General features: G+C 64.4%; 13 protein-coding genes. 8 read left to right on the plus strand and 5 right to left on the minus strand.

Annotated elements, in window-relative coordinates; genetic code table 11:
- From recD to DK391_RS02395, 5 genes are all read right to left on the minus strand, one after another.
- Window positions 1-2,113 (minus strand): exodeoxyribonuclease V subunit alpha (gene recD, locus DK391_RS02375; protein WP_109476388.1); only part of this gene is annotated, 2,113 nt, incomplete at its 3' end.
- Window positions 2,110-5,922 carry an exodeoxyribonuclease V subunit beta gene (recB, locus tag DK391_RS02380; RefSeq protein WP_109476389.1) on the minus strand — a complete coding sequence of 1,271 codons (3,813 nt, stop codon included), beginning with the start codon at window positions 5,920-5,922 and terminating at the stop codon, window positions 2,110-2,112. The genes recB and recD, both read right to left, overlap by 4 nt.
- Window positions 5,919-9,551, minus strand: coding sequence for an exodeoxyribonuclease V subunit gamma (gene recC / locus DK391_RS02385; protein WP_239482682.1), 3,633 nt, complete (start codon window positions 9,549-9,551; stop codon window positions 5,919-5,921). The genes recB and recC overlap by 4 nt, the downstream gene beginning before the upstream one ends.
- A gap of 155 nt (window positions 9,552-9,706) precedes the next feature.
- Window positions 9,707-13,180 carry a YhaN family protein gene (locus DK391_RS02390; RefSeq protein ID WP_109476391.1) on the minus strand — a complete coding sequence of 1,158 codons (3,474 nt, stop codon included), beginning with the start codon at window positions 13,178-13,180 and terminating at the stop codon, window positions 9,707-9,709.
- 3 nt (window positions 13,181-13,183) lie between these two features.
- Window positions 13,184-14,440 carry a DNA repair exonuclease gene (locus tag DK391_RS02395; protein WP_109476392.1) on the minus strand — a complete coding sequence of 419 codons (1,257 nt, stop codon included), beginning with the start codon at window positions 14,438-14,440 and terminating at the stop codon, window positions 13,184-13,186.
- Window positions 14,441-14,698: 258 nt separating this feature from the next.
- Here DK391_RS02395 and DK391_RS02400 point away from each other — a divergent pair, with 258 nt between their 5' ends.
- From DK391_RS02400 to DK391_RS02435, 8 genes are all read left to right on the plus strand, one after another.
- Entirely contained in the window at window positions 14,699-15,127 is a 429-nt protein-coding gene (locus DK391_RS02400; protein ID WP_109476615.1) for a DUF3293 domain-containing protein, read from the plus strand.
- 113 nt (window positions 15,128-15,240) lie between these two features.
- Window positions 15,241-17,613, plus strand: coding sequence for a bifunctional salicylyl-CoA 5-hydroxylase/oxidoreductase (locus DK391_RS02405; protein WP_109476393.1), 2,373 nt, complete (start codon window positions 15,241-15,243; stop codon window positions 17,611-17,613).
- Window positions 17,613-18,392, plus strand: a complete 780-nt coding sequence (locus DK391_RS02410) for an SDR family NAD(P)-dependent oxidoreductase (RefSeq protein ID WP_109476394.1) — start codon at window positions 17,613-17,615, stop codon at window positions 18,390-18,392. The genes DK391_RS02405 and DK391_RS02410 overlap by 1 nt, the downstream gene beginning before the upstream one ends.
- On the plus strand, window positions 18,389-18,946 hold the full coding sequence (locus DK391_RS02415) for a MarR family transcriptional regulator (RefSeq protein ID WP_109476395.1): 558 nt from the start codon (window positions 18,389-18,391) through the stop codon (window positions 18,944-18,946). The genes DK391_RS02410 and DK391_RS02415 overlap by 4 nt, the downstream gene beginning before the upstream one ends.
- A gap of 30 nt (window positions 18,947-18,976) precedes the next feature.
- A complete protein-coding gene (locus DK391_RS02420; protein WP_109476396.1) occupies window positions 18,977-19,828 on the plus strand; it encodes an enoyl-CoA hydratase family protein in 852 nt (283 codons plus the stop codon).
- 2 nt (window positions 19,829-19,830) lie between these two features.
- Window positions 19,831-21,030, plus strand: coding sequence for an acyl-CoA dehydrogenase family protein (locus DK391_RS02425; RefSeq protein ID WP_109476397.1), 1,200 nt, complete (start codon window positions 19,831-19,833; stop codon window positions 21,028-21,030).
- Window positions 21,027-21,470, plus strand: a complete 444-nt coding sequence (locus DK391_RS02430; RefSeq protein WP_109476398.1) for a thioesterase family protein — start codon at window positions 21,027-21,029, stop codon at window positions 21,468-21,470. Before DK391_RS02425 ends, DK391_RS02430 begins: the two co-directional genes overlap by 4 nt.
- The gene (locus tag DK391_RS02435; RefSeq protein ID WP_109476399.1) at window positions 21,467-21,865 is read left to right on the plus strand and encodes a RidA family protein; all 399 of its coding nucleotides are present in this window, start codon (window positions 21,467-21,469) and stop codon (window positions 21,863-21,865) included. The genes DK391_RS02430 and DK391_RS02435 overlap by 4 nt, the downstream gene beginning before the upstream one ends.
- Window positions 21,866-21,883: the final 18 nt, after the last annotated feature.

Genomic DNA, 21,883 nt, shown 5'->3' on the forward strand with positions numbered 1-21,883 from the left:
CCACGACCGCACCCCAGCTCGGAGGCCGTCTCGCGGGCTCGGAGATGAGGATAAGAGTCAGCTCGATCACCGACCGCCCGCCCGCACTGGCGATCGTCAAAAACCGCCGCGCGCGCGTGCTCCCCGTATAAACCAGCTCACGCGTCAACACAGGACTCATCGTCTCAGGCAGCAGCAGCGCTGCATGCGTGAACTCCGATCCCTGCGACTTGTGAACCGTCAATGCAAACACGGTTTCCACCGCCTGCAGCCGGCTCGGCAACACCCACTTGATACGCTGCGATCCATCACTCGCGGCAAACGCCACCCGCAGATTCCACCCGCCACCCATAGCAGGCAGCACGAGCGTGATGCCGATATCGCCGTTCATCAGCCCCAGTTCATAGTCGTTTCGCGTCACGAGCACAGGACGTCCGACATACCACTCTCCCGCCGCCGCGATCAGGTGCTCTTCCTGAAGCAGACGCGCAACCCGCCGGTTCAATCCTTCGACGCCCCACGCACCGCGTCTTAACGCGCACAACAACTGGAACTCGCCGTGTGCGGCGAGCACATCGTTGGCCCACGCATCGAAAGCGGCTTGATCCGCTGCGTGCGCAGGCTGTCCGTCATGCAGCGTTTGCAGATAATGCCGATAACCGTGCCGCCCATTCGGCGCATCATCCGATCCGCCACCGCCATTCGCAACGCCGTCGACAACCAGCGCCTTGAACGCCGCATCGCCTTTATCGGTGCCTTCGAGCAGCGCGAGATCGGCGTGATTGCTCGCCCACACCGCGGCGACCTTGCCAGGCTCGCCGCTATTGACGGCTTCGGCCAGTTGCCCAATGCCGCTTTCCGCCGAAAAACGATGGCTGAACCGCAGCATCGCGATAGCCTGATCCAGCGCGCTACCGTCATCATCGACGAGCGATGCTTCGACGGTTTCGCCCGTCGCCTGCTCCAGCCATGCCTGGGTCGCGCGCGTGTAGTGTCCGTCGCTCGCGCGCCGGCACAGTTCGCCCAGCACGGCACCCGCTTCCACCGACGCGAGCTGATCCTTGTCGCCGAGCAGAATCAGGCGAGCCTGCGCAGGCAGCGCGTCGAGCACAGCGTTCATCATCTCCAGATCGACCATCGAGCCTTCGTCGATGACGAGCACGTCGAGCGCCAGCGGATTGCCTGCGTGATGCCGGAAGCGCCGCGTATCGGGCCGCGTGCCGAGCAACCGGTGCAGTGTCGTGACGGCGACAGGAATGGCATCGCGTATCGTCTCGCCATTGGCGAAGCCTTCGAGCGGCAAGCGCTCGACCGCACCTGCAATCGATTCATTCAGACGCGCCGCCGCCTTGCCCGTCGGTGCCGCCAGCCGGATGCGCAGCGGCCTGCCCTCGCCGTCGGACAGCGCCAGCGATTGCAGCAGCGCAAGCAGCTTCACGACCGTCGTCGTCTTGCCGGTGCCCGGTCCACCCGTGACGATGCTGAATGCGCTGCGCGCCGCGAGCGCACACGCGAGCTTCTGCCAGTCGGCGCGCGCGCCGTCCCGCGTCGCCTGCGCGGGAAACAGTGTGTCGAGCGCATGCCGCAAGCGGCTCATATCGAGTGCGATTTCCAGTTCGGCCGATGCATCGAGACGCTCGCCGATCGCGCGGCACACGTTCTGCTCGTACTGCCAGTAGCGCCGCAGATACAGCCGCGTGCCGACCAGCACCAGCGGCGTGCTTCCCTCTGCATCGCTGACCAGCGCGCTGTTGGCGAGCGCCGCGAGCCAGCGCTCCAGCGTGACATCGGCCAGCACTTTCGACGGCAGCGCGACGCTCTCGCCGCTATCTTCGTCTGCGCTCGCGATGAGTCCATCGGGCGGCAGCGACAGCGCGAAAGCAGGATCGCGCAACGTCGCGTCAAGATCGAGACACGCATGGCCGCGCCCAAGCTGATGGCTTGCGAGCGCTGCAGCAAGAATCAGCAACGCGTGCGCGTCGGGCACTTCGCGAGCGAGAAAACGGGCAAACGCGGCATCCACTTCACGCAACCAGCCTCGCTCGACCCAGTCCGCCAGCAGACGCCCGATCTGCTCGCGGCCGCCCGCGCCCTGCACAAGAGAAACGAAGGTGTCGGACATTACCGTGCTCATGCAACCTCCATGTCGGCGAACTGGGCGTCGCCCATAAACAACGCATCGAGTTGCTCGATCAGTTCGCGCGGAGGTCGCTCGGCAAAAATGCCTTGCGTCGATGCATTCAGGCCGCGCAGGAACAGATACACCGCGCCGCCGACATGCGTGTCGTAGTCATAGTCAGGCAAGCGCGCCTTCAGTTGCCGGTGCAAGGCAAGCAGATACAGCACGTATTGCAGGTCGTAACGCGAACGCAGGATCTGCGCTCGAATCCGCTCTGGCGTATAGGCTGCGTCGTCGGCGCCGAGCCAGTTCGACTTGTAGTCGGCGACGTAGTAGCGGCCTTCGTGCTCGAACACGAGATCCATGAAACCCTTGAGCATGCCGTTCAGTTGCGCGGGTTCGATCGCGGCACGTTCCACCTGGCCGATCGTATGCTCGCAGACCAGCCAGTCGAGCGCCGCCGTATCGACGCGATGCGCCGCGAGCCAGAACTCCATTTCGCTGATCGACGTCTGCAGGTCCGACATCCTGATCGACGTCGCTGCCATCCCATGACCCGCCTTCAGCACGAACGGCGTCGTGACGATCTGCTGGAGCCATTGCGTTAACGGCTCGATCCAGCGCTCCCAGCCGCGCACGCTGCAGCGGCGCGCGATCACTTCCCGCAGCGGCAACGGGTCTTCCGCAACCTGCGCGAAGCCATGTTGCGCGGCCCATTCGAGCAGATCGTGCAGGAAGCTGCCTTCGTCGGAACCGCGTGGAAAATCGTGCATCACGGACGTGTTCCGCGACGCCGCGTCGCGTTGCGGCGAAGGCTCTGCGGGCGGCACGTCGGTCTGCTCGACTTCGGCCTCGGCGTCGCGCGCCTCGATGAAATCTTCTTCGTCCGGCGTGTCTGCCGCGATGTACACGTCGTGACTCTTCTTGAGGCTCGAATAGCTCGCCACCGACCACGGTTCGCGCAGCACCCGCGCCGACACGCGCGCCGCGCCTTCCTGCAGCACGTTGTCGCGATGCACGAAGCGGTCGACACCCGCTTCCGGCGCAGGCGTGACCGCAATGCCCGGCGCCTCGCCGAGCGCGTCGTCGAGACACTGTTCGAGTCCACCCGGCGCCAGCGTGCGCGTGCCGCTAAGCAGATAACCGATCGCACTGCGCTCAAACTCCCTGAGTTCCGCGATGCCGATCCACGTTGCGTAGCGGGCGCGCGTGAGCGCCACATAGAGCTTGCGCAGGTCTTCGCCGAGCCGTTCGCGATCGACCTTCTCCAGCACGCCGCCCGTATCGGCGAGCGCGACCTGAAGCGTGCCGTCGGCGTCGTGCCACTTGAGCGGCACATCTTTCGCATCGGCGGGACGGTACGCGCAAATGAACGGCAGGAACACGAGCGGATATTCGAGGCCTTTCGATTTGTGGATCGTCACCACTTTCACGAGATCGCCGTCGCTTTCCAGCCGGATCTGCCGCACGTCGCCACCGCCGCCTTCCGCCGCTGCGTCGCGCTGTTCGACCAGATAGCGGATCAGGCCATGCTCGCCTTCAATCATCGTGCTCGCCTGCTGGAGCAGTTCCGCCAGATGCAGCAGATCGGTCAAGATGCGCTCGCCGCCCTGCACGCCCGGCGCGCTGCCGGCATGCAGACCGAGCAGACGCGCGGGCACGTTGAAATCGTTCAGCAGACGCCGCAGCATCGGCAACACGCCCTGACGCCGCCAGCACTCGCGATAGCCACGGAATTGCAGCACGCACGCTTCCCAGGCCATCTCGTCGCCGTAGTACGCATCGAGTTGCGCCCAGCCGAGACCGAGCGTCGTGGTGGCGAGCGCGGTGCGCACCAGTCGGCCATCGTCGGGATTCGCGCAGGCTGTCAGCCAGTGCTGGAGTTCAGCCGCCTGCGGACTCTCGAACACGGAGTCTTTGTCCGACAGATAGACCGTGCGCACGTTGCGGCTTGCCAGCGCCGTGCGGATCGCTTCCGCCTCCATCCGGTTATTGACGAGCACGGCGATGTCGCCGGGACGCAATGGCTTCAGCGCGCCGCCGGCTTCGCCAAATCCTGCGCGACCATGCTGGCCGAGATCGAGCAGACGCACCATCTCCGTCGCGCAACTCTGCGCCATGCGCTCGATATAGGCGGATTTGCTGAGCGGCTTGCCATCGTCGGAAGGCGGCAGCCACCAGGCCGTCAGCGCGCGCGGTGCTTCGCCATCGACCACGAACGCATCGTCGCGGCCTTTCGCGTCCACCTCGATGAAGGGCACGGGATTGCCGCTCTTCTCGCGAAACAGGAACGCGCCGGAGCCTTCCTTGCGCTGCTCCGCGATGTTGAAGCAATGATTGGTCGCATCGACCATTGCGCGCGTGGAGCGGAAGTTGGTCGCGAGCGTGTAGAGCCGCGTGCCGCATGAACGGCGGGCCGCCAGATACGTGAAGATGTCCGCGCCCCGGAACGCGTAGATCGCCTGCTTCGGATCGCCGATCAGGATCAGCGCGTTGTCCGTTCCGCTCTCCGCTTCCGTCTGCGCCGGATCGCCCGGCTCCCGATAGACGGCGTTGAAAATGCGGTACTGAACGGGATCGGTATCCTGGAACTCGTCGATCAGCGCAACGGGAAACTGCTTGCGGATCACTTCGGCAAGACGCTCGCCGTTCGCTCCATGCAGCGCCTCGTCGAGACGCGTCAGCAGATCGTCGAAGCCCATCTGCGCGCGCCGCGCCTGTTCCGCTGCGAACCGTTCCGCCACCCAGCGCGCCGCATGCGACAGCAGGTCGTCGCGTGCCTCGGGCAACGCATCGAGCTCGGCACGCAAACTTGCGAGCGCAACGAAGCCCGGATGCGAAGGCGGCGTGCCATGCTGGCAATATTGCGCGAGACCATCGGGTGTGAGGCGCGTCCAGCCGGCGTCGTTCAGCGCGGGCAGTTTCAGTTCCGGGGTGCTCACCCATTCGGCCAACGCGGCGAACCACTTTTTGCAGTTGGCTGCGCCCAGCTCTCTGCCCGTGAACTGCTTGGCCGCGCGGGCCGCATCGAGTGCGGATTCCATCTCTGCAGGCCAATCGCGCCACTGCGCCTTCAGCGTCGCGAGCTTGCGCGCGGAATCGTCTCGAGCCGCCTGAAGCGCGTCGGCAGGCGCCTGCGCGTCGGCGAGCAACGCTGCGATGTCGAGCAGATTTCGCAACTGCTTCTGCAAATCCGGCGGACCCGACATCCACTCGCTGACGGTGGCAGCATCGGCCGCAGCAAGCGGCGCCATGAACGTGCGCCAGTAATCGCGCACGACTTCGGCGAGCAGTTCGCTCTGGTCGGTTTCGAGTGTCTGCGTGAACAGGCTGTCGCTATCGAATGCGTGCTCGCGCAGCATCCGGTTGCACCACGCGTGAATGGTCGACACGGCCGCCTCATCCATCCACTCGGCAGCAAGCTGCAAATGGCGCGCGCAGGCCGCCCACTCTTCCGGCGGGTAATCGTCGCGCAATGCATGCAGCAGGTCGGTCTTGCTGGGCGAAAGCTCCGCGGCCTCGTCGGGATCGGCGAGAAAGTACGCAGCCGCCTGCGTCAGCCGCGAACGGATACGGTCGCGCAGCTCTTTGGTCGCGGCGTCGGTGAATGTCACCACGAGAATCTCGGGCGGCGTCAGCGGGCGCGCATGGTCGTTCGACGGATCGTGTCCGAGCACCAGCCGCACATAGAGCATGGCGATCGTGAAGGTCTTGCCTGTGCCCGCGCTCGCTTCGATCAGGCTGCGGCCCGTCAACGACAGGCGCAGCGGATCGAGCGGCTGCGGCGCGCCTGCCGCCGTCGCCGGAAGATTGCCTGCGGTCATTCATCAGCTCCTGCGTTGTTCTTCAGCGCGTCGATCAGCGGCTTGAGCAATCTGTCGGCCAGCATGGCAAATTCGCCGCTCGCGGACAGGCTGTTGAAATCCGGATACGCGCGGCGCAAGCTCGCGCTCTTTTCCACTTCGCCGATCAGGAAGCCGCCGCCGTCGCCTTCGTATTTGCGGCGCGCGGCCTTGCGCGCGTCGCTGAGATCCTGCGGCTGATCCGCTTCCCGGCGCGGCGTGCCGCCCGCAAAGATCCAGTCGAAGCCGGTCTCCACTGCGAGCGGTAGCGGGCTGCGCATGCCTTCTTCCCATGCGCGCAACAACGCGCCGAGATACGCGGCCGCGTCGCCGTCTTTCAGCGGCGGAAATTCGACCACGCCCTTCTTGCTGACGATCACCGTCGATGCCTGCTGGCCATCGAGGTTAGCCGCCAGATGCTGCACCCACGGCGCGACGAGCTTCGCGTAGCGATAACGCCGCGTTTTCCCATCGACCAGTTCGCTGGTTTCGAGCAGCACGCGCGCAAGCTTGCCTTCGTGGTCCGTGCGCCAATGGCCGAGCCAGTCGGCGAGGGCCAGTTTGCCGTGCTCGCCTTCGACCTCGAAGCCGATCTCACGCTCACGCGCGTTCGCGACCGGCCAGCGCGCAAGCTGCTGGCGATATTCCTGAAAGAGCTTGTCCATCGGCTCGATCAGCTTGTCGCTGGCGAGATCGCCGAAGCCGCCCGCAGCCACGTCGCCGCGTCGCCGGATGACAGCGAGGCACGCATCGCGCGCAGCAGCGATGGCCGATGCATCGCCGTCGTCATGCACTTCGGCGGCCTGCGCGCCGATCAGTTCGCTCTGCAGCTTCCATGTATCGAGACCGTCGAGTTCGAACGGCTCCTGATCGTCGCTGGCCGCTTCCTCGACATCCAGCGCGACGCGCAGGCGCTGCGCCAGAAACGCCTTGACGGGATTGCGCAGGAAGTCGGTGAGTTCGCGCAACGACAGCGGTTCTTCGCGAACAATAGCGGCGAGCGGCGCGTCCTGTTGCGCTCCGGACGCTGCCTTCTCAGGCGGCGCGGCGCGCCACTCGGCGGCGTAAGTGAAAAGCGGCGACGCGCCGGCAGCGGCATCGACGGGGAAATAGCCGGCACTGAACGGCTGCAGGCGATGCTCCACCGTCAGCGCATCGACCAGCGCATGCTGCCCGTCCTGTTCATCGTCTTCGAGTTGCCAGCCTGCGGCGAGATGGTCGCGCAACTGACCGATCAGCACAGATGGCGGCCGCTCGCTGTTGTCGTTGATGCTGCGTCCAACCCACGACACATGCAGATGATCGCGCGCCGACAACAGCGCTTCGAGCAGCAGATAGCGGTCGTCTTCGCGGCGCGAGCGATCGCCGGGCCGGTAATAGCCGCGCATCAGGTCGAAATCCATCGGCACGCGCGTGCGCGGATAGTCGCCGTCGTTCATGCCGAGCAGGCAGACGCGGCGGAACGGAATCGCGCGCATCGGCATCAGCGTGGCAAAGGTCACCGCGCCCGCGAAGAAACGCTGCGCGAGGCCGGTTTCATCGAGCTGGCTCAGCCAGTAATCGGCGACTACGGAAAGCGGCAGGAGATCGTCCAGCCCCGCTTCATCGCAGGCGTCGAGCCACGTGTGCAGGATGTTGTCGAGGCGCGCGAGCGTGTAGGCATCGTTGCCGTCGTCGGCGCTGAAGAACGCCTGCTTCAGCTGGCGCAGGCGCTCGCACCATTCGGCGGGCGTCGCCGGCTCGCTCATCGTGCGCCACGCGTGATCGAGTTCGTCGATCAGCCGGACAATCGGTCCGAGCAGCGCGGCATCGAGGCCGCCCACTTCGCCGAACGGCTCGATACCGGCCCACGCTTGCGTGTCGCTGCCGACCGCATAGCCCAGCAGCATCCGGCGCAGGCCGAACATCCACGTGTGCGGCGCCGCGGCGTTGTCGTCGAGCGGCAAGCCGAGGCTCGCGCGATGCTCGGCGTGCAAGCCCCAACGCACATTCGCGCCGCGCATCCATGCGCGCAGCGTCGGCAGATCGCTTTCGTCGATGTCGAAACGTCGGCGCAGCGCGGGCACGTCGAGCAGATCGAGCAGATCGCTGACGGTCAGACGCGAATGCTGCAGGCTGAGCAGCATTTCGAGCGCACCCACCAGCGGATCGGCCTTGCGTTGCCCGCGATCCGCGACGCTGAACGGAATGTAGCGCGGATCGTCGCGGTCGAGCAGCCCGAACACGGCCTGAATATGCGGCGCGTACGCGTCGATGTCCGGCACCATCACGATCACATCGCGCGGCCGCAAGGTCGGGTCGGCGTTGAACGCGGCCAGCAACTGGTCGTGCAGTATCTCGACTTCACGCTGCGGGCCGTGCGCGACGTGAAAGCGGATCGACGTATCCATTTCCGGATCGACAGGCGGCCATTCTTCTTTCGTTTCGTGCAACGGGCGCAGATCGCGGATATCGTCCTGAAGCTGTTGCAGCAGCGTCTCGGCCTCGCGCTCCTCGAACAGGTCGATGCGCTGCCCGATGCCCGCAAACTGCGGCCGATAGCGCTCGCGCGCCTCGGCATTGTCGAACTCGTCCAGCAGGCCGATGAAGTCGCGCCCCTGCTTGCCCCACGACGCCAGCAACGGATGCGCATGCAGATGCAGTTCGTCTGCCTGCAGTTCGGCGGGCGCGCCCGCGCGGCGTTGCTGACGCGAGTGTTGCGCGCGCAGCAATTCCTTGTCGGGCACGATGTCGGCCCAATAGTGCGCGCACGGATTCGGCACGCACATCAGCACCTGAGTCCAGCGCGAAATGGCCGCCAGCGCTTCCAGCGACTGACGCGGCAGGCTCGAAATGCCGAACACGATTACGCGGCGCGGCAAGCCTCGGGGACGTGCGTCGTGGCCCGCTTCGCTGTCTTCTTCGCTACCCCACGCATTGACGCGCGCGAGAAACGCTTCGTGGACGGCGGCCCGGCCGCCATCCGACATCACTTGCGGCGCCGCGCCGCCTTGCGTCGCAAGCGCGACGTCCGCAATCAACTCACGCCACAGCGCGGCCTGCCAGCGCTGTTCATCGGGCAGCGCATGGGACTCGCCGCGCGCATCGAGCACGCTATCGTCGCCACTCGCCCAACTGGCGAGCCAGTCGGAGCGATACATCTGATACTGGTCGAACAGATCGGCGATGCGTTCCGCAAGCTGAAAACGCTTGCGACGATCGTCGTCGTGACTGATAAAGCGGCGCAGCGGCGCGAACGCCGGCTGATCGATCAGCGCAGGCAGCACGCGCATCAAACGCCACACCAGCCGCGACTTGTCGAACGGCGAGATCTCGGCCACCGCCTGCGCGCCCAGCACCGCCCGATACGCCTGCCAGATGAAACTCGAAGGCAGCGAGATGTCGAGCGCGGCAGCAATGCCACAACCACCCGAACCCGTCGCGGGATCAGGGTCGGCGGCAAGCGCGAGCTTCAGCCATTGGGCGATGCCGTTGCTCTGCACGAGAATCGTCTCGTTTTCCAGCGGCGCGAGCGGGTAACGCTTCATCCATTCGACAAGCAGATCGCGAAGCCGCTCGGACCGGTTGCCGTGAATCAGCATCAGGCCGGGAGAAATCGAATTCGAGGTCAAGAAAAGCTCCATGAATGCGCGAAAACCGTGGCGCTACGCGCGCCTTTCGGGGCCGCAACGCGCGCGATCGAATGTTGAATCGCGAGATGCATAGCGACGGTAACAAAGTATCGCGCGCGGTCAACAGATGTTCCGATGTCACAGCAATGCATGCGTCAGCCCAACACCCGCACGTTCGCCGACGCCCCGAAGACGTCATTGACGATATCGACCAGGTGATCATGATGGCTGAGAAAGATCACCTGCATGCGCGTGGCCAGTCCAGCCAGCACGCGCAGCCCGGCTTTCGCGCGCCTGTCGTCGAAATTGATGAAGAGATCGTCCGCGACGAACGGCAACGCGGAACCATGCTCGCAATGCAGTTCGAGCGCGGCAAGGCGCAAGGCCAGATAGAGCTGATCGCGCGTCCCTTCGCTCATGCCGGTGATCTCGACGCGCTCGCCGCCTACGCGTACTGCAGCGAGCGCCAGCGGCTGCCGGTCGTAGTCCACCGACAGACGCTCGAACGCACCCAGCGTCAACTCCGAAAAGATCGTGCTGGCGCGCGCCAGCATCGGTCCCTGGCGACGTTCGCGGTAACGGTCGACGGCCCAGCGCAGCAAGGTGGATGCCGTCTCCACCTTGATGAAGCGTTCGGCGGCCTCGGCCATGGTGGCAAGCGCTTCCTGGCGCTTCGCTTCGGCAATCGCCGCATCGGCGCCGCCCGCGATCGCCGCCAGTTGCTGGCGAGCTTCGGCGAGTGCGGTCGCCCTGTCGGCGCGGGCGTTGACGGAGTCCGTCAACGCGACGCCCACCTCGAGCAACTCGGCCTGCACCGTCTGCGGATTGGTCGCGTCGGCCTCGGCGGCGAGTGCTTCGATGCTCAGGCCATCGCCGTCGCTCACGAGACCGTTGTGGGCCTGTTCGATGGCCGCCGCCAGTTCGCGCTTGCGGTCCGAACGCGCGATCAGCGGTCGCAACAGATCGGGCTTGTCGACAGCGGCGAGCGCATAGAGCGGACTGAGTTGCGCGGCGGCCGCGTCGACTTCGGCGTGGGCGAGGCGCACGCGTTCCGACGCGTCCGCGAGTTCCTTCGTCAGCCGCAGGGATTCGGCCTGCATCGCGCGCGCCGATGAGAGCCTGCGCGACAGTTCGACCGAAACGGCTTTCGCACCCGCATTCGCGTCTGCGTCACTCGCCATCGACACGCCGAACGGGAGCACCAGCCGGCTCGCTTCCGCCGCAAAACTCGCCATGGCTGCGCGCATCGGCTGGATCTGCGCGTTGCGAACCGAGGCGATCTGATCGAGTTGATCACGCACCGTTCTGGCGACGCCGAGCGCTGCCTGCGTCGCAGCGTCCGAATCCGCAACGGCAGACAAACCAGCTTTCGCCATGGCGCCGACCCACTGCGCATTCCAGACGCGATGCGCTTCGTCGTGAACGTCCGCTTCCGCCTGCAGCGTCGCGAGATCGGCCTGACCCGTTTCGATCTGCCCGGCCAGCAGGCGCCGCGTAGCCTGGGCCTGCTTGCGCTCGTTCAGGAGGCGTTCGGCAATCGAGCACATGCCTTCGAGATCGGCAGGCAGCGCGCCCGCGCCGGCCTGCGCGAGACTGGCAGCGAGCCGCGCGCGGCACGCTTCGACATCCGCGCGCTCACGTTCGGAATCATCCGTGCTCTTGTCGAGCGTGGCCGCGGCAAGCAGCGCCTGCTCGCGCCGCGTCATCCACGCGGCGATATCGTCGAGCGCCATGCCGGTGAGATCCGGCTCCGCGACAAGATCGGCCCAGTCTGCGTCGAAGCGCTCCAGCGCCTGCTGTGCCTGCGTCGCCAGCTGGCCGCGGTGCGACGCCGCTTCTCTCGTATCGGCAACACGTTGCTTCAGGTTCGCCAGTTCGGTGGCTTCCGTCACCGAGCCGACCTGGCGATCCGAGAGCCCATCGGCAGCAGAAATGGCCGCTTCGAATGCGGGCGCGCCGGTAACCAGCTGAACCGCGCCGTCCCGGATCGCCAACCACGCTGCGTCGCGGACGTCGCGCGCCTGCAGCACGGCATCGCGCGTCACGATCTGATTCGCCCGCTCGAATGCATCGTGTTCGGCGACGGCCGCGCGCTCGGCTTCGCGCGCTTCCTCAAAGCGGTCGCGCGCGCGGATCAGACGGGATACGAGATCCTCGCGCGTGTTGCGCAGCGAGGCGATGCGGTCCGGCGAAGGCAAGGTCATCGATTTCAGCGCAGCCAGCGGACGCGTCCACTTGCCGAGCGCCGCAAGACTCGCGTCGAGACTGCGCTGTGCCTCCGCCATCGCTTCCCGAAGCCGGCGCTGCGTGGAATCGTTCTCCGCGTAGCGCTGCGCGGCGCGCAGCGCCGCCTGCACGTCTTCTGGCACGTCCCCGGCTGGCAGGTTTTCGAGCTCGCGGCTCAGATCGCGAAGCGCGGCGAGCTTCTTCTGGATAGCCTGCCGCGCGTTGACGACAGACTGTTCGAGCTTGCCGCGCTCGCGCATCAGGCTTTCGACCGTCTGCAACGCCAGCGCGGAAGGCGCCCGCTCGCGTGCCGCCGGTTCGTCCTGCGGCCATTCGAGCTGCGCGCAGGCATCGCCGAGCTGGCCCAGCAGCAGCGCAACCTGTTGTTCGAGGCGCGCGACTTCGGCTTCGTGGTCGCCGCAACGGTGGCGCATGCCGTCCAGCGCCTCCACTTCGCTCGCGAACGCGAGCGCCGTCTGATCGACGTCGATGTTGTCGAGTGCGCCCTGCAACTCGGCGGCACGCCGCCTGTGCACGTCGAGTGCGCCGTCGGCGGTGGCGAGTTTTCGCAATGCCGCCTGCAGCGTGGCGTCGGCATCGTGCGGCAGATCGATCACCTCGCCCAGTGCATGCAGTTCGGCCGTCTTGTCGCGCCACGCGGCAAGATGATGCGTGACGCGGCGAATCCGTTCGAGACGGCTGCGCTTCAGTTCCAGTTCGCCGTGCTCGCGCTCCACGGCGGCTTTCGCTTCCAGCGCGTTGTCGACGGCCTCTTGCGCAGCGCGCCATGACGAGGTCCGCACGACAGCAGTCTTCAGTTCGGCGCTCGCGTCTTCGAGCTGCTTCTGTCCGACGTAGTAAGCGCGTTCGCCTGACTTGCGCTTGCTCCACACGCGGTCTGCCTCTTCCGCGAGACGCTCCCGCACGGGGCCGAGACTCGAAATCCCCGCCGCCGACTGGAACAGCACCTGGCCCCCGTCGCTCGATGCATCGAGAATGCTTTGCCCGCCCTTGATCAACGACGTGTGATCGAGACAGAACATCTGCTCGAAGAACGCGCGGTCCGCCGCGCCGAGGAACGGTGCCAGCGCTTCGCCCGCGAGCGGCTCGCCCGTCGGCGCGGACAGCGACGCTTTTCTCGCCTTCGAGCGATGAAACGCGAGCGCCTGCTCGTCGTGCTCAATTTGCGCGCCCAGCCGCAGTTCGCTCTGGGGATGGATGAAATCCAGCGGCGAACTGTGCGGCATGCCGAACAGCAGTTCGGTGATCGCGGTCTTGATGGTGGACTTGCCGGCTTCGTTGGGGCCGACAATAAAATGAAAATCGTGCGGCGCGCGGGGGAATTCCACCGCTTCGCCGGAGAACTTGCCGTAACGGATCAGTTCGAGCTTGCCAATGCGCATGTGTCAGTTCGCCTTCGCTACCTGTTCGACCAGCCCGGCGCGCACTTCGCGCACCAGGCCCGTCAGATCGCCGTTTCGCACGCTGGAGAGCGCGGGCACCATCTCTTGCAGTTCGTGAGGCGAATGTGTCGCCAGGCCGATCAGCCGTTCCTTCAGCATCGCGAGAAACTCGGGATCGGATTCCGCTTCGACCAGCAGGTTGTGCAGATCGGCGATGGCATCGGCGCGCTCGCTAACGGCGTCGCTGTTGCCCGGCGGTTGCGTCTCGATGCGAACCTTCTCGAGCCACAGCCGGTCGTGGCTCAGACCCGCAATCTGCGCGAGCACTTCGGCACGTAACTGCGGTTCGAGTCCGAACAGTTCGCCATGTGCCGCCGTCGTGCCCGCGACCGTCACCCGCACCGCATGCGGCACTGTCGTGGAGGCGGCACCCGCCAGCGTTTCCAATTGCATGCCTACCGCGCGCGCGACCTCGTTGAGCGTCGTGCACGCCGACGCATCGACTGTCAACGATTCCCAACGCAACACATCGACGTAAAGACGCTCGACGTCGATTTCGCCCGTATCGCTCACGGTGACCATCACAGCGCCGCGACGCCCCGTCTCGCGGATATTGCGACCTTGCAGATTGCCCGGAAACACGACCGTCGATTGCTCCTGCCACATCGCGAATTCATGCACGTGACCGAGCGCCCAGTACTGATAGCCCTTGCCATGCAGCTCCGCCAGCGAACAGGGCGCATAGCTTGCGTGCGCGGCGTTGCCTTCGAGGGCCGTGTGCAGCACGCCGATATTGAAGTAGCCGGCCACGGGCGGCGGATAGCCCGTAACGAGGTTCGCCGTGGTCTCACGCTCCTTGAAGCTGTGGCCATGCAGCGCGACTTTCAACCCGTCGATGCGAAACGTTTCGGCTTTGCGTGTCGCAAAGGTTTTGACGTTGTCGGGCAGTTGCAGCTGCTTCGTCATTTCGCTTTCGGCGTCGTGATTGCCGAATAGGACGAACACAGGAATGCCCGCGCGCCGCAACCGGCCCATCTCCCGGCAAAAGAAGATGCCCGTGTTGTGATCGCGCCAGGTGCCGTCGTAAAGATCGCCGGCGATCACCATGAAATCGACGGTTTCGTCGATGGCCGTCGTTACCAGCGACGAGAACGCGTCGCGCGTGGCATTGCGCAGCATGGCTGCGGGCGCGTCCGCATAGGCGCTCAGGCCGTGTAGCGGGCTGTCGAGATGGATATCCGCCGCGTGGATGAACCGCATGTGTACTCCCCGATTGATGCATGGGCCGTCGCTGCCTGCATGCGAGGCGCGCCGAAGCCGGAGGTCGATTCTAAGCGATACGCCGTGTGCAACGATGATAGCTAGCCGTTGGGACAAGGCGTGTCTCGAATGAAGCTACACGACGCATGGCATCATGCTGGCACGGATGCGCGGACCACCGCGGCTTCTCGCGGCGCTCACGGCCGGTTGGCGCCATGCGCCCTGAAAGTCTTTCTTGCGACGATACGGGGAGGTTTTTTGTTTTCAGACTCAGCGATTCCTCGCGAAACGATCCAGGCTTATCTGGAGACGCACTATCAGGTCCACGGCTCGACGCCGACCTGGCTGGAAATCGGCCAGTACAACACGACGCTCGCCGCGTTGCATGCTGCGCATCGCGTGACTTCGAGCGCTTTCATTACGGCCTGCAATCCGTTTAGTGAGCCGCTTGATGCATCCTCCAACGCACACCGGCAAAAAGCCCTTGCGGAAGACATCGGGCAGCTCGGCGCGAGATCGATCGATGGAATCGGGCAGCATCCTTCGAATGCCTGGCCGGGCGAGCCGAGTTTTCTCGTGCTCGGTCTGTCGCTCGATAAAGCGAAAGCGCTGGGCGTGAAGCACGGTCAGAACGCGATTGTTTTTTGTGGAGAGGATGCCGTGCCGCGGCTGATTCTGTTGCGGTGAGCGATTGTGGTCTGCACGTCGAGGGGAAACCGCCCCCTCATTTTCGACATTTACTTGACATCTAAACTATCAACTTCTAAAGTAAAACCGAACCCACCCCTTGGGGAACCAGTATGCGCATCGTCTGCATTGGCGGCGGCCCGGCCGGGCTGTACTTCGGCTTGTTGATGAAGCTCCGGCATCCGGCGCACGAAGTGGTCATAGTCGAGCGCAACCGCCCGTACGACACCTTCGGCTGGGGCGTCGTGTTCTCCGACCAGACGCTAGGCAACCTGCGCACCGCCGACCCCAAAAGCGCCGACAGCATCCTCGACGCGTTCAATCACTGGGACGACATCGAAATCAATTTTCGCGGCGAGAAAGTGCGTTCGTCAGGCCACGGCTTTTGCGGCATCGGCCGCAAGCGGTTGTTGAACATCCTGCAGGCACGCTGCGAAGAACTCGGCGTCATACTGGTCTTCGAAACGCAAGTGTCGAACGACGACGACTACGACGCCGACCTCATCATCGCCAGCGACGGCCTGAACAGCGCAATCCGTCAGAAATACGCCACCACGTACCAGCCTGACATCGCCATGCGCGACTGCCGCTTCGTGTGGCTCGGCACCAACAAGCTGTTCGATGCCTTCACCTTCGCGTTCGAACAGACCGAATGGGGCTGGTTTCAGGCGCACGCCTACCGCTTCGACGATCAAACCTCGACCTTCATCGTCGAAACACCGGAGCGCGTGTGGCGCGCCGCCGGACTCGACGAAATGAGCAAGGAAGACAGCATCGCGTTCTGCGAGCGGCTGTTCGCGAAGTACCTCGACGGCCATCCGTTGATGTCGAACGCCAGCCATCTGCGCGGTTCGTCGCAATGGATCCGCTTTCCGCGCGTCGTCAATCGCGAATGGGTGCACTGGAAAACCCAGGCGGACGGCAAACGCGTACCCGTCGTGCTGATGGGCGATGCAGCACACACTGCTCACTTCTCGATCGGCTCGGGCACCAAGCTCGCACTCGAAGACGCCATCGAACTCGCGAACAGCATCGACGCGCATCCACACGATCTCGCCGCTGCGCTCGCGCATTACACGGAAGTGCGTAGCGTCGACGTGCTGCGCATCCAGAACGCGGCGCGCAATTCGACGGAATGGTTCGAGCATGTCGACCGTTACACCGGCTTCGAGCCAGAACAGTTCGCGTATTCGCTGCTGACGCGCTCACAGCGCATCTCGCACGAGAACCTGCGCGAACGCGATGCGAGTTATCTCTCTTCATTTGAAGACTGGCTGGCAACGCGCGCGGGCGTCGAGCGCGCGCCAGAAAAGCACTCCATTCCACCGATGTTTACGCCATTCAGATTGCGCGGCGTGACGTTGAAGAACCGCGTCGTGGTCTCGCCGATGGCGCAGTATTCCGCCGTCGACGGCGTTGCAGGCGACTATCACCTGATGCATCTCGGCGCACGCGCAATGGGCGGCGCAGCGCTGGTGATGACGGAAATGACCTGCGTCTCGCCCGAAGCGCGCATCACGCCGGGATGTCCCGGCATGTACACACCGGAGCACCTCGCGGCGTGGCGTCGCATCGTGCAGTTCGTGCATACGCAATCCGATGCGAAGATCGGCATGCAGCTTGGCCACGCGGGCGCGAAGGCATCGACGCGCGTGAGTTGGGAAGGCATCGATCAGCCCTTGCCCGATGGCAACTGGCCGCTGATATCGGCGTCGCCGCAGCAATATCTGCGCGGTGTGAGCCAATGGTCGCGCGAAGCGACGCATGCGGAATTGCGCGACATCGAAGCGCAATTCGTGCGCGCAACGCAAATGGCAGCGGACGCGGGCTTCGACTGGCTTGAATTGCACTGCGCGCATGGCTACTTTCTGTCGAGCTTCCTCTCGCCGCTCACCAACCATCGCACCGATGAATACGGCGGTTCGCTGGCAAATCGCCTGCGCTATTCGCTCGAAGTGTTCGCTGCCATGCGCAAGGTGTGGCCGCAGGACAAGCCTATGTCGGTGCGCATTTCGGCGCACGACTGGGTCGATGGCGGCACGACACCTGACGATGCCGTCGAGATCGCGCGTGCCTTCAAGGCCGCGGGCGCAGACATGATCGACGTTTCGTCGGGTCAGGTCAGCAAGGAAGAAAAGCCCGTTTTCGGCCGCATGTTCCAGACGCCGTTCGCGGACCGCATCCGTAATGAAGCAGGCATCGCGACGATTGCAGTCGGCGCGATCTCCGAGGCGGATCACGTGAACAGCATTATCGCGGCGGGCCGTGCCGACTTGTGCGCAGTGGCGCGGCCGCATCTGGCGAATCCGTCGTGGACGCTGAACGAGGCCGCAAAAATAGGCTATTTCGATGTGAACTGGCCGAAGCAATACACGGCGGCCAAGTCGCAACTCGAACGCAACTACGAACGCGAGCGCGCGATGGCCTCCGAGAATGCGCGGCTATCGCCGCAAGAGCGCGCGCAACGCGCAGAAGGAACCGTTTGATGAGCAGCACCCTTGCTGGGAAGCACGCCGTTGTCACGGGCGGCGGCAGCGGCATCGGCGCGGCCACTGCGCAAGCGCTCGTGCAGGCGGGCGCGCGCGTCACGCTGATGGGACGCGATGCGCAACGCCTCGCCGCACAACGCGACAAGCTGGGCGCGTATGGCGAGATCGCCGCTTGCATCAGTGTCGATGTCAGTGACGAAAGTGCTGTAAACAAGGCGTTTTCTGAAGCGGTATCGATTGCAGGTGCTGTCGATGTACTCGTCAACAACGCAGGCCAGGCGCAAGCGTCACCCTTCGCACAAACCGACATCGCTCTGTGGCAACGCATGCTCGACGTCAATCTCACAGGCGTATTTCTCTGCACGCTCGCCGTGTTGCCGTCGATGCTCGAACGTAATCATGGCCGCATCATCAACGTCGCCAGCACGGCGGGGCAAACCGGTTACGCATACGTCGCCGCATATTGCGCCGCCAAGCACGGCGTGATCGGCCTCACGCGCTCGCTCGCGCTCGAAGTCGCGACCAAAGGCATCACCGTTAACGCTGTGTGTCCGGGCTACACCGAAACCGAACTGCTGCAGGCATCGCTCGATCAGATCACCGCGAAAACATCGCGCAGCGAGCAGGAAGCGCGCGACATTCTCGTGCGCAGCAACCCGCAGCGCCGCTTCATCGCGCCCGCCGAGGTCGCGAATGCGGTGCTGTGGCTGTGCATGCCCGGCTCCGAATCCATCACAGGTCAATCGATTTCCGTTTCAGGCGGAGAAGTCACATGAGCAACACAGCCAGGAAAAAAACCACTGAAGCCGCCGATACAAAACCGACGCGCAAAGGCGTTGCGAAACCCGCGGAGAACGTCGTGGACATGGAAATGAGCACGGGCGCGGACAGTCACATGGGCTTGCGCCTGTGGCTGCGCATGCTGACCACGACCAACCTCGTGCAGGCGGAACTGCGCAAGCGTCTGCGCAACGAGTTCGACACGACGCTGCCGCGCTTCGATCTGATGGCACAACTCGAGCGCCATCCCGAAGGCCTGAAGATGACGGAGCTATCACGTCGTCTGATGGTGACGGGCGGCAACATCACAGGCATTACCGATCAACTGGAAAAAGAAGGCCTTGTCGCGCGCGACACCGATCCAAACGATCGCCGCTCGATCAGCGTTCGCCTCACATCCGAAGGCCGCGCGCTGTTCGACAGGATGGCGGTAGCGCACGAACAATGGGTGGTCGAAATGTTCGGCGGCCTCGATCTCGACGAAAAATCGCGCACACATCAGAAGCTCGGCAAGCTCAAGCAGCATCTGCTGAACACGATCAAAAGCTAAAGCGCGTTACACGCAATGGAGGAGACAACCATGACCCGTTCCGCCACCGACGCCCTGCTGGCAGGCAACCGCACGACGCTCGCCGGTTACGAGGCGAGGCACTTCGGCTGGTCCGTCAACGCAGGCGTGGCGACGATCATGCTGAATCGCCCCGAGCGCAAGAATCCGCTGACGTTCGAATCGTATGCCGAGTTGCGCGATCTGTTCCGTCAACTCGCGTATGCAACCGATGTCAACGTTGTCGTGATGCACGGCGCAGGCGAGAACTTCTGCTCAGGCGGCGACGTGCACGACATCATCGCGCCGCTAATCGATCTGTCGATGCCCGAACTGCTGCTGTTCACGCGCATGACGGGCGATCTGGTGAAAGCGATGCGGCATTGCCCGCAGCCCATCATCGCCGCTGTCGATGGTGTCTGCGCAGGCGCAGGCGCCATTCTCGCGATGGCCTCCGACATGCGCCTCGGCACTGCGCGAAGCAAGCTCGCTTTCCTGTTCACACGCGTAGGTCTCGCAGGCTGCGACATGGGCGCGTGCTCGATCTTGCCGCGCATCATCGGACAGGGACGCGCCGCAGAACTGCTGTACACGGGCCGCTCCGCCAGCGGCGACGAAGGCTACGCGTGGGGCTTCTACAACCGGCTGTGCACGCCCGAAACGCTACTCGACGAAGCAGCGAAACTCGCCGCCGATCTCGCCGCCGGCCCAACCTTTGCGCATGGCGTGACGAAGAAAATGCTGCATCAGGAATGGAGCATGAGCATCGACGAGGCGATCGAATCCGAAGCGCAGGCGCAGGCGATCTGCATGACGACGCGCGATTTCGAGCGCGCGTATCGTGCCTTTGCAGCGAAGTCGCGTCCTGTGTTCGAAGGAGACTGATCTTGAATCACGACGATCCGCACGGCGCGCTCGCCTGGCCTTTCTTCGAAGCGCGTCATCGTACGCTGGCCGATGGCATAGAAACGTGGGCGGCACAACATCTTGCGCACATCCAGCATGACGACATCGATCAAACCTGTCGCCAACTGGTGCGAGCACTCGGCGAAGGCGGCTGGCTGAAGTATGGCGTCGGCGGCACGCAATACGGCGGACATGGCGAGACGATCGACACCCGCGCCGTGTGCCTGCTGCGTGAAACGCTCGCGAAGCACGACGGTCTCGCTGACTTCGCGCTCGCGATGCAAGGCCTCGGTTCCGGTGCGATCACGCTGGCAGGCACGCACGAACAGAAGCTGCGCTATCTGCCGCGCGTCGCGAACGGCGAAGCACTCGCGGCGTTCGCGTTGTCCGAACCCGAAGCCGGTTCCGACGTGGCCGCGATGGCATTGCAGGCGCGCGAGGATGGCGATCACTACATCCTCGACGGCGACAAGACGTGGATCTCGAACGGCGGCATCGCGGATTTCTACGTCGTGTTCGCCAGAACCAATGAAGCGCCTGGCGCGCGCGGCATCAGCGCCTTCATCGTCGATGCCGATACGCCGGGTTTGCAGATTGCCGAGCGTATCGACGTGATTGCGCCGCATCCGCTTGCGCGGCTGCATTTCGCCAGCGCACGCGTGCCGCGCAGCCAGATGCTCGGCGCGCCCGGCGAAGGCTTCAAGATCGCGATGCGTACGCTCGATATCTTTCGAACGTCGGTTGCGGCGGCGTCGCTGGGCTTCGCACGGCGCGCCATGCAGGAAGGGCTCGAGCGAGCCGCGTCGCGCAAGATGTTCGGCCAGACACTCGGCGACTTCCAGCTGACCCAGGCAAAACTTGCACAGATGGCGCTCACCATCGACAGCAGCGCGCTGCTCGTCTATCGCGCGGCCTGGTTGCGCGATCAGGGCGAAAGCGTCACGCGCGAAGCGGCCATGGCGAAGTGGCACGCGAGTGAAGGCGCGCAGCAGGTGATCGACGCCGCCGTGCAACTGTGGGGCGGCATGGGCGTGCAAAGCGGCACCACCGTCGAGCGGTTGTATCGCGAGATTCGCGCGCTGCGCATCTATGAAGGCGCGACGGAAGTGCAGCAACTGATTGTCGGGCGCGACCTGCTCAAGGCGCACGCGGCGGCGCAGGAACAGGAGCGCGCGCGATGAGCGCCACGTTCGACATGCCGATGCGCATCCGTTTTGCACACTGCGATCCCGCGGGCATCGTCTATTTTCCGCAGTATCTGGTGATGACGAACATGCTCGTCGAAGAGTGGTTCAACGAGCGGCTTGCCATCGACTACGCGCACATGATCCAGACGCGGCGTGTCGGCCTGCCTATCGTCAAGCTCGATTGCGAGTTTTCAAAGCCGAGCCGTATGGGCGAGACGATCACGCTTGCATTGGACGTCACGCGCATTGGGCGCCGTTCGATTGGCATCGAGATCGTCGCCCGTTGCAACGATGAAGTGCGTTTTCGCGCAGCGCAGGTACTGGTCACGACATCGCAGGAAAGCGGCCAGTCGATCGACATTCCCAACGATATTGCCGCCGCGCTCGCTGGCTTCGCGCCACACGCCGTTCAATCCGAGGAGACACGCTCATGAAGAAACGATCGCTTCTGCCCGCAGGCTGGGTCAAGCCGAAAGGCTATGCGAACGGTGTCGCGGCGAGCGGCACGCAGGTGTTCATCGCCGGACAGATCGGCTGGGACGAAGCAGCGCGCATGACCAGCGATCAATTCGCCGGGCAGGCCATCCAGGCGCTGCGCAATGTGCTCGCCGTGCTGCACGAAGCAGGCGGACGTCCCGAGCATCTCGTGCGCATGACGTGGTACGTGACGGACAAGCGCGAATACCTCGCGTCGCTGAAAGAGATTGGCCAGGCATTCCGCGAACTGATCGGCGATTACGACATTGCGATGAGCGCCGTACAGGTCGTTGCGTTGATCGAAGACGACGCCAGAGTGGAGATAGAAGCAACCGCTGTGATTACAGACTAGACACGCAGACCACGCCGT

This window comes from Paraburkholderia sp. C35 (assembly GCF_003121405.1).
Taxonomy (GTDB): domain Bacteria; phylum Pseudomonadota; class Gammaproteobacteria; order Burkholderiales; family Burkholderiaceae; genus Paraburkholderia.